The 8,252-nt window shown below is 70.2% G+C and carries 7 protein-coding genes; 3 read left to right on the top strand and 4 right to left on the bottom strand.

Going from position 1 to position 8,252, the window contains the following annotated elements:
• Positions 1-22: 22 nt before the first annotated feature.
• The 4 genes from A4R43_RS39220 to A4R43_RS39205 form a co-directional block, all read right to left on the bottom strand.
• Positions 23-2,068, bottom strand: a complete 2,046-nt coding sequence (locus A4R43_RS39220; protein ID WP_113696703.1) for a type I polyketide synthase — start codon at positions 2,066-2,068, stop codon at positions 23-25.
• Positions 2,065-4,089, bottom strand: a complete 2,025-nt coding sequence (locus A4R43_RS39215) for an AMP-binding protein (protein ID WP_113696702.1) — start codon at positions 4,087-4,089, stop codon at positions 2,065-2,067. Before A4R43_RS39215 ends, A4R43_RS39220 begins: the two co-directional genes overlap by 4 nt.
• 42 nt (positions 4,090-4,131) lie before the next feature.
• Complete coding sequence (locus tag A4R43_RS39210; RefSeq protein WP_113696701.1) at positions 4,132-4,776, bottom strand: acetate uptake transporter; 645 nt, start codon at positions 4,774-4,776, stop codon at positions 4,132-4,134.
• 144 nt (positions 4,777-4,920) lie between these two features.
• The gene (locus tag A4R43_RS39205; RefSeq protein ID WP_113696700.1) at positions 4,921-5,433 is read right to left on the bottom strand and encodes a MarR family winged helix-turn-helix transcriptional regulator; all 513 of its coding nucleotides are present in this window, start codon (positions 5,431-5,433) and stop codon (positions 4,921-4,923) included.
• 71 nt (positions 5,434-5,504) lie between these two features.
• Between A4R43_RS39205 and A4R43_RS39200 the strand changes: the two genes are divergently transcribed.
• The 3 genes from A4R43_RS39200 to A4R43_RS39190 all read left to right on the top strand — a co-directional run bounded on the left by A4R43_RS39200 (position 5,505) and on the right by A4R43_RS39190 (position 8,251).
• A complete protein-coding gene (locus A4R43_RS39200; protein WP_113696699.1) occupies positions 5,505-6,494 on the top strand; it encodes an ATP-binding cassette domain-containing protein in 990 nt (329 codons plus the stop codon).
• 13 nt (positions 6,495-6,507) lie between these two features.
• Positions 6,508-7,323 carry an ABC transporter permease gene (locus A4R43_RS39195; protein WP_205215161.1) on the top strand — a complete coding sequence of 272 codons (816 nt, stop codon included), beginning with the start codon at positions 6,508-6,510 and terminating at the stop codon, positions 7,321-7,323.
• A 220-nt stretch (positions 7,324-7,543) separates the two neighbouring features.
• A complete protein-coding gene (locus A4R43_RS39190; protein ID WP_162788753.1) occupies positions 7,544-8,251 on the top strand; it encodes a response regulator transcription factor in 708 nt (235 codons plus the stop codon).
• Position 8,252: the final 1 nt, after the last annotated feature.

Raw genomic sequence — 8,252 nt, 5'->3', positions numbered from 1 at the left:
TCTAGCCCCTCGCGTGCGGATTTCAGCGGCCGCGCAGCAGCGGGTGCGCGGCACGCGGTTTGGCCGGTGGCCGCCGGTGCAGGCTGATCGGCCACCGCTCGTGGTGCTCGAACGGTGTGGTGGGCAGGTGCGCCTGCCGTCCGCCGCCGATCGCCGTCCAGTCCACTTCGGACCCCCGGCAGTGCAGGCCGCCGAGCAGCCGCGGCAGGCCGTCACCGAGGAAGTCGGCGCAGAAGCGGATGGTGAAGTCGTGTTCGGGAACTTCCTGACCGCCCAGGTACAGCGGGGTGTCGGGTTCGCCGAACTGCCCGTCGAACTCGTAGGGATTGCTCGCGCCCGCGACGCAGGCCGCGGCCAGTTCACCGGACCCCTGGCCGACGACCAGATCCGGGTACACGCCCCATTCCGCCAGCAGCGTCGCGAGCGCGTACTGCGGCAGGAAACCGGGGGCGTCGATGGTGCCGCCCAGGTCTTCGACGATCAGCGCCAGCGCGGGAATCCGGGTGCACAACGCCTCGAACCAGTCGCCGTCGGCCTTGTCGTCGGCGAATTCGAAGGCGATCACCGGCGAACCGGCAACGAACGGCTCGGCCTTGGCCAGATCCCGCGCCAGTTCCTCATGGGTGGAGCCCACCGCGTAAAGCCGGTGCGGGTAATGCGTGCGCGCGACCCGCGCGGTGTGGGCGATGTCGGCGACGGGCACCTCGGAGTGCTCAAGGTAGCGGGTGTATCGCTCGGCCAGCTCAACCAGCGACTCCGGCGATCGAGCCGACAGCACCAGCACCTCCGGGTCGCCCGACGGCTCCGGGGTGTCCGCCGGTGCCTCACCGACCACCAGGTGCACGTTGTTGCCGCCGTAGCCGAACGAGTTGATGCCCGCCACCCGCGGCCCGTCCCAGGTAGACGGTTCGGCCGGGATCTCCACCCCGGCGCCGAGCCGGATCTGCGGGCTCAGCCGCTCGACCGCCACCGGCGGGATCCAGCCGTGCCGCAGCACCAGGATGGTCTTGATCAGCGAAACCACGCCCGAAGCCGCTTCCAGGTGGCCGATGCCCGCCTTGACCGAACCCAGGCGCAACGGCTGCTCCCGCTCACCGCCGAAAACCCGGGACAGCGCACCGACCTCCACCGCGTCACCGATCGCGGTGCCCGTGGTGTGCGTCTCCACATAACCGACCTCGGCCGGTTCGACACCCGCGTTGCGCAGCGCGAGCCGGACGACCTCCTCCTGCCCGGCCGCACTCGGCGCGCCAAGACCGTTGCCACGGCCCGAACCCGCCATCGCGGAACCCTTGAGCACCGCGTGCGCCGGTCCCGAGCCGTCACCGCGGCGCAGCACCACCAGCGCGCACCCCTCGCTGCGCACAAAGCCGTCGGCCGCTTCGTCGAAGACCTTGCTGCCGCCGGTCGGGGACAGCAGGCGGGCATGCGAATTCGCGATGTCCACCTCGGGGGAAAGGCACAGGTTCACCCCGCCCGCGATGGCCAGGTCGCATTCGCCGTCGAGCAGGCTGCGCATCGCCTGGTGCACGGCGACCAGCGAACCGGAGCACGCGGTGTCCACCACCACGCTCGGGCCACGCAGGTCCAGTGCGTACGACAGCCGGTTCGCCAGCAGGCTCAGCCCGCCGCCGACCAGCGAGTAGATGTCCACTTCGGACGGGTCCTGCAACAGCATCCGCCCGAAGTCGCTGTTCCCGGCACCGATGAACACACCGGTCCGGCTGCCCGCCAGGTCCGCCGGGAGCAGCGCGGCGTCCTCCAGCGCCTCCCAGGCGACCTCCAGCACCAACCGCTGCTGCGGGTCCAGGCGTTCCACCTCACGCGGGGTGATCCCGAACAGCTCGGCGTCGAACCGGTCCACATCGGACAGCAGGCCGCCCCAGCGCGAGCAGGTCTTGCCACGCAGGCCCGGTCGCGGGTCGTAGGTCGCAGCCACCTCCCAGCGGGTGGACGGCACCTCACCGACTTCGCTGCGGCCGTCGCGGATGAGCCGCCAGAACTCGTCCGGCCCCGAGATCCCGGGCAGGCGGCAGGCCATCCCGGTCACCACGACCGTGGCGGTCACAGCTCGTCCCCGCTCCCCTCGCCGGCCGCTCGTTGTTCGACCAGGTGCCGGGCGAGGTCGCGGATGGACGGGTACTCGTAGAGCGCGGCGGCGGGCACGGGCACACCGAGCAGCACCGAAAGATTGCCGGTGAACTCCGCACCCCGCACCGAATCCAGGCCCTGCGTGCTGAACGGCTGGGCGCGGTCGATCACCGCGACGTCGGCGCCGATCACCCGGCCGACGTTCTCCGCGAGCAGGATCTCCATCGCCTCGGCCGTGCCGGACCAGCCTTCTTCGAGTTCCCCCGGCCCGTCCGAGCGCTCGCCCGTGCTCGCGCGCCACTCGTGCAGTGCCTCCAGGCTGCCCGCGAGGTAGCGGGCCCGGCAGGCGCGCCGCTGGATCTTGCCGCTGGTGGTCTTCGGCAACGCGGTCGGCTTGGTCAGCACCACCACGTCGACGTTGATCTCCAGTTCCTCCAGCACCCGCTTGCGGATCGCCTCGACGATGGCCTCGAAGTCGCTGTCCCGCCGGGTGCGGACCTCCTGCACCACCACCAGCCGCTCGGCCGCGTTCGCCGTGCCCGTGTTCACCGAGAACGCGGCCGTGCCGCTGGCGCGGTTGCGCGGGTGGCACGGGCCCACCAGGTGCTCGATGTCCGATGGCGCGTAGTTGCGGCCGCGGATGATGATCAGGTCCTTGTACCGCCCGGCCACGTACAGCTCGCCGTCCTGCACCAGGCCCATGTCGCCGGTGCGCAGGTAGGGCGTGTCACCGCCGGGCAGGGTGGCGCGGAAGGTGCGCTCGGACTCCTCTTCCCGGTTCCAGTACCCGGCGGGCACGCTCGGCCCGGTCACCCAGATCTCCCCGAGGGTGCCGTCCGGGCAGCGTTCGAGGCGTTCCGGGTCCACGATGGCGAGTTCGTGCCCGTCGAGCGCGACCCCGCAGCCGACGAGGCGCTTGCCCTGGTCCGGCTCGTCGGTGTCCCAGGTGCGTTCGATGATCACCGGACGGCTGCCCGACAGCGGCACCGCCGCGGCGAGGGTCACCTCGGCCAGCCCGTAACAGGGCCGGAAGGTCTCGGGCCGGAACCCCCGCGGGCCGAACTTTTCGGTGAAGCGCTCGATGGTCTCCGCCCGCACCGGCTCGGCGCCGTTGCACGCCTGGCGCCAGCTCGACAGGTCCAACCGGGACAGTTCCTCGTCGGTGACCCGCTCGACGCAGAGTTCGTAGGCGAAGTCCGGCGCGGCCACCATCTCACCGCGGTAGGTGCTGATCGCCTCCAGCCAGCGCGCCGGGCGGGTGACGAAGTCGCGCGGGGTCATCAGCACCGCGTGGTAGGCCATCACCGCGGGCATCAGGATGAACGCGATCAGGCCCATGTCGTGGAACGGCGGCAGCCAGGACACCGCCGTGCTGTCCTGGCTCAGCTCGAACCGGCGGTACATGTGCCCGACGTGCCGCACGATGTCGCGGTGCCGCACCATCACGCCCTTGGGCGCGCCGGTGGAGCCCGAGGTGTACTGCAGGAAGGCGAGGTCGTCGCCGCCGATCTCCGGCGGGGTCCACGAGCCGGTCAGCGCGTCGTCCACCGTGTCCACGTCGAGCACCGGGAAGTGGCTGTCCTCCACGGTTTCGGCGAACCGCTCGGCGACGGTGGCCGCCATGCCACCGGCGGTCAGCACCGCTCCGGCGCCGGAGTCCACCGCGATCGCGGCCAGCTCACGCGACTTGCCGTGCTGCCGCGGCGGGTAGCACGGGACCGCGGTCGCCCCGGCGTAGAGGCAGCCGAAGAACGCGGCCAAGTAGTCCGGGCCCGGATTGATCGCGAGCAGCACCCGCCCGCCGGCCAGGCCGTCGGCCTGCAGGCGGGCGGCGACGCGGCGGGCGGCGGCGTCGAGACCGGCGAAGTCGTAACGCGCGCTTTCGGTTTCCCCGTTTTCGAGAAAGGTGAAAGCGAGTTTCGCCGGCGTGGCCTCCGCCGCCCGGCGAACCGCCTCGACCACGGTTTCCGTTCTGCTCCCTGCGGTGGAAATCGGCATGGCACGGCCCCTGTCCCCAGTTGTCCGGTAGCGTTCGCGGGTCTACGAGCGTGGTTCGCCCAGTGGCAGCACAACCCGGCCGTAGCTGCCGTTGATCAGGTAGGCGGCCCCCACGTAGAACCCGAGCAGCGCCGCGGCCAGCGCGAAGACCCCGCCCACCAGGTCGACCGGCGGCGCCACCGCGTACTGGCCGATGGTGATGAACAAATACATCAGCGTGGTCAGCGAAAGCATGGCGAACACCGCGCGGTTCACCCGCCGCGCGGCGACGGTGACGAACAACGCCACCAGTCCCCACGCCAGGGTGAAGCTACCGGTGGCGGTGGTAACGGAATTACCAAAGTTCGCCACCAGCTGCGGCAGGAACAGCCAGGTGTAGAGCGAATAGCTCAGCCAGAACGCGGCGAACGAGGTGAAGGTGACCGCGGCCAGGAAATCACGCTGTGAATACGCCCAGATACCGGCGATGAACTGCGCCACCCCACCGAAGAAGATCGCCGTCGGGAACACCGCGACGATGAAGTTGAACGAAACCAGGCCCGCGTGGAACACCGCCAGGATGAACAGCGTGGTCGAGAAGCAGAGGTAGCCCAGCGCCAGATACGCCGAGCTCGGCCGGCTCGACGGGGCCGCGGGAACGGGGATCTCGGCCGCGGCCGCGGTCGGCTCGGACTGCAAGGTGGTCATCGGATTCGCCTTCCGCCGGAGGACGACGCCGCCGGCGGGCCCGGACCGGATCCACCCCCAGCGCGGCGTTCCTCGATTCGATGCGGCCGATGCTATGGCGGCGAAGGACGTTACCGAGAGATGCGAAGGCGCGCCCCATTCGGCTCAACCGGTCACCTCATCGGGGCGCCCCGGACGGGGCGCGCCGTCCGGGCCGGCGCTCTCCCACAGCACGCTGAGCATCCGGTGCAGGTTCGCCCGGTCGTCCGCGTCGAGCGGGCCGAGCAGGTCCTCGGCGAGCCGGTGCTGGGCGTCGAACAGGCGGGACATCCGGGCGCGGCTGTCCGCGGTGAGCCGCAGCAGGGTGGCGCGGCGGTCCTCCGGATCGGGTTCCCTGGTGATCAGCCCGTCGCGCTCGAGCGCGTCGACCATGCTGGTCACCGAGCGCGGGCTGACGCCGAGATCGCTGGCGAGCCTGCCCATCCGCGCCGGCTCCAGCTCGCTGACGGTGACCAGCAGGCGGGCGCGGGCCTCGGACAGCCCGATGGTCGCGCCGAGCAGCCGGTCGGACTGCAGGCACAACCGGCGTGAGGTGTCGAAGAGGAGCGCGACGATGTCCCTGGCCGGGATCTCGTCACGCTCCGTGCCGGGTTGACGGCCGGAAGCGGGGGCGGACATACTCCCGATATTAGTGTACTTCTTCACTATCTACTAGTTCACAATGAACATGGCCAGGAAGGGGGTCCGCCATGTCCGACCAGACACCCGCGCTGGTGGTCGACGGCCTGTACAAGCGGTACGGCGACGTCGAGGCGGTCAACGGGCTGAGCTTCTCCGCCCGCCGCGGCACCGTGCTCGGGCTGCTCGGGCCGAACGGCGCCGGCAAGACCACCACCGTGCAGATCATTTCCACGCTGCTCCCGTTCGACCGCGGCACGGTCACCGTGCTGGGCAAGGACGTGGTGCGCGACGCCAGGGCGCTGCGGTCCGAGATCGGCCTGACCGGCCAGTACACCGCGCTCGACGAGTACCTCACCGGCTACGAGAACCTGGAGATGATCGGCCAGCTGTACCACCTCAGCGGGGCGGACGCCAAGCGCCGCGCCCACGAGCTGCTCGCCGAGTTCGACCTCGTCGAAGCCGGGAAACGCCTGGTCAAGACCTACTCCGGCGGTATGCGGCGACGGCTCGACCTGGCCGCCAGCCTGATCGTCCGCCCGGCGCTGCTGATCCTCGACGAGCCGACCACCGGCCTCGACCCGCACAGCAGGCAGACCGTGTGGCAGCTGGTCCGCGACCTGGTCGCCCGCGGCACCTCGCTGCTGCTGACCACGCAGTACCTGGAGGAGGCCGAGGAACTGGCCGACGACATCGTGGTGATCGACGGCGGCACGGTGGTCGCGCAGGGCACCCCGGATTCACTGAAGACGCAGGTCGGCGGCGCCCGGCTGGAGGTGCACCTGGCCCCGGACAGCAAGGCGACCGTCGCGCTGGAGGCGCTCGAACGGTTCAGCACCGCGTCGGCCGAGCTGAACGCGGACACCGGCGTGATCACCGTGCCCGCGATCAAGGAGCCGCGCCTGCTGGCGAAGGTGATCCGCGAACTCGACGACCTGGAGATCGGCGTCGAGGACGTGCGCCTGCGCGAACCCACGCTCGACGAGGTGTTCCTGACCCTGACCGGCAAGAACGCCGTGCCCGCCGAACGAGTCGAACCCGTCGAACCGCAGAAAGCCTGATCGAGGAGACCCCGTGACCACGGCCGAATCCCTCGCCCCCGTCCGCCCGCTCCAGCGCGGCAGGCTGCAGTGGGCGATCACCGACACCCTGGTGCTGACCAAGCGCAGCCTGCGCCACATCCCCCGCATTCCCGACCAGCTGATCTTCGCCACGGTCAACCCGATCATCTTCGTGCTGCTGTTCCGGTACGTTTTCGGCGGCGCGATCGGCACGCCCGGCATGACCTACCCGGACTTCCTGATGGCGGGCATCTTCGTGCAGACCGTCGCGTTCGGCGCGGTCAACTCCGGCGTCGGCCTGGCCGAGGACATGAGCCGCGGGCTGGTCAACCGGTTCCGCTCGCTGCCGATGGCGCCGTCGGCGGTGCTCACCGGCCGCATCCTCGCCGACGTGGTGCGCAACTCGATCATCATCGTCACCGGGGTGCTGATCGGGCTGGTGGTCGGCTTCCGGCCGACCGCCGGCGTCGGCGGCTGGGTGGCCGCGATCGCCTTGCTGCTGCTGGTCAGCCTGACCTTCTCGTGGGTGTCCTCGACCATCGGGCTGATGGTCCGCAACGCCGAGGGCGCGCAGTCGGCGAACTACATCTGGCTGCTGCCGCTGACCTTCGCCAGCAGCGCCTTCGTGCCGACCGAGTCGATGCCGGCCGGGCTGCGGGCCTTCGCCGACTACCAGCCGATCACCGTGATCGTCGACGCGGTCCGCGGTTTCCTGCTGGACGAGCCGCTCGGCTGGCGCGGCTGGGGTGCCTTCGCCTGGTGCGTGGCGCTGGTGGCGATCTGCGCGCCGATCGCGGTGCGCAAGTTCCAGCGTCGCGCGATGAGCTGACCCGTGTCACGAATGTGGCTTTCGAGACGTTTTGTGTCTCGAAAGCCACATTCGTGACAGTCGGCAGAACAATGTTCTGAGCACCCGGAGTCAGCACCTGGTCACGGCTTTAGCACAGCGCCTCTCCGAAGAACAGAGGAAATCTTTCACACCTTCGGAGGTAGGAATGAAATCGATCCTGCGTTGGGGGCAGGGCAGGCGTTGTGAATGGGTGAATCCGATGAATCAGGAGAGCTCGAAGAGCATTTCGGTCATCGCTGGGGCTGGAGTGGACATCCGCATTCTCCTCGTGGGACAGAACGAGGTGGTGCGGCGGGGGATCGAGGCGATGCTGCATTCCATCGCCAACGTCCGTGACGTGCTGAGCTGCACCGGGCACGACGAGGCGGAAGGTGTGCTCGACGCGCACCGGCCGGACGTGCTGGTGGCCAACCTCGCCGACGACCCCGGCCTGGCGCCGCTGCTGGAGCGGGCGCGCCGCGGGCACACCAAGATCCTGCTGGTGATGCGCGATCCGGGCGAGGCCGAGCTGTCGGCCGCCGCGCAGCTGCCCGGTGACGGCTACCTCGTCGAGGACGAACTGACCGTGCCGGTGCTGGAGGACACGCTGCACCGGCTGCTGGTGGACCAGGTGCCGATGCCGTCGGCGATGGCGCGCCAGCTGCTGCACCGCGCCGGGCGCGCGGAGGCCGCCGCGCCACCACCGCGCCGGGAGTACCGGTCGCGGCTGACCCGCCGCGAGCTGCAGGCGCTTTCGCTGCTGGTGGAAGGCATGAGCAACAAGCAGATCGCCCGCGGGCTGGCGATCTCCGACCACGCGGTCAAGCGCGTGATGGCCAGCATGCTGGTGAAGCTGAACTGCGCCAACCGGACGCAGGCGGTGGCACTGGCGCTCAAGGGCGGCCTGGCCGGCGCCGGGACCAGATGAG

It is taken from the genome of Amycolatopsis albispora, from assembly GCF_003312875.1.
Lineage (GTDB): Bacteria > Actinomycetota > Actinomycetes > Mycobacteriales > Pseudonocardiaceae > Amycolatopsis > Amycolatopsis albispora.
The sequence above is the reverse complement of the archived record's forward strand: the minus strand, read 5'-3'. Positions and strand labels throughout refer to the sequence as shown.

Bases quoted from the DNA above. Each gene is read 5' to 3' on its own strand.
- A4R43_RS39215 (WP_113696702.1), bottom strand. From the start codon at position 4,089: ATGCCGATTTCCACCGCAGGGAGCAGAACGGAAACCGTGGTCGAGGCG.
- A4R43_RS39205 (WP_113696700.1), bottom strand. From the start codon at position 5,433: ATGTCCGCCCCCGCTTCCGGCCGTCAACCCGGCACGGAGCGTGACGAG.
- A4R43_RS39210 (WP_113696701.1), bottom strand. From the start codon at position 4,776: ATGACCACCTTGCAGTCCGAGCCGACCGCGGCCGCGGCCGAGATCCCC.
- A4R43_RS39190 (WP_162788753.1), top strand. From the start codon at position 7,544: ATGAATCAGGAGAGCTCGAAGAGCATTTCGGTCATCGCTGGGGCTGGA.
- A4R43_RS39200 (WP_113696699.1), top strand. From the start codon at position 5,505: ATGTCCGACCAGACACCCGCGCTGGTGGTCGACGGCCTGTACAAGCGG.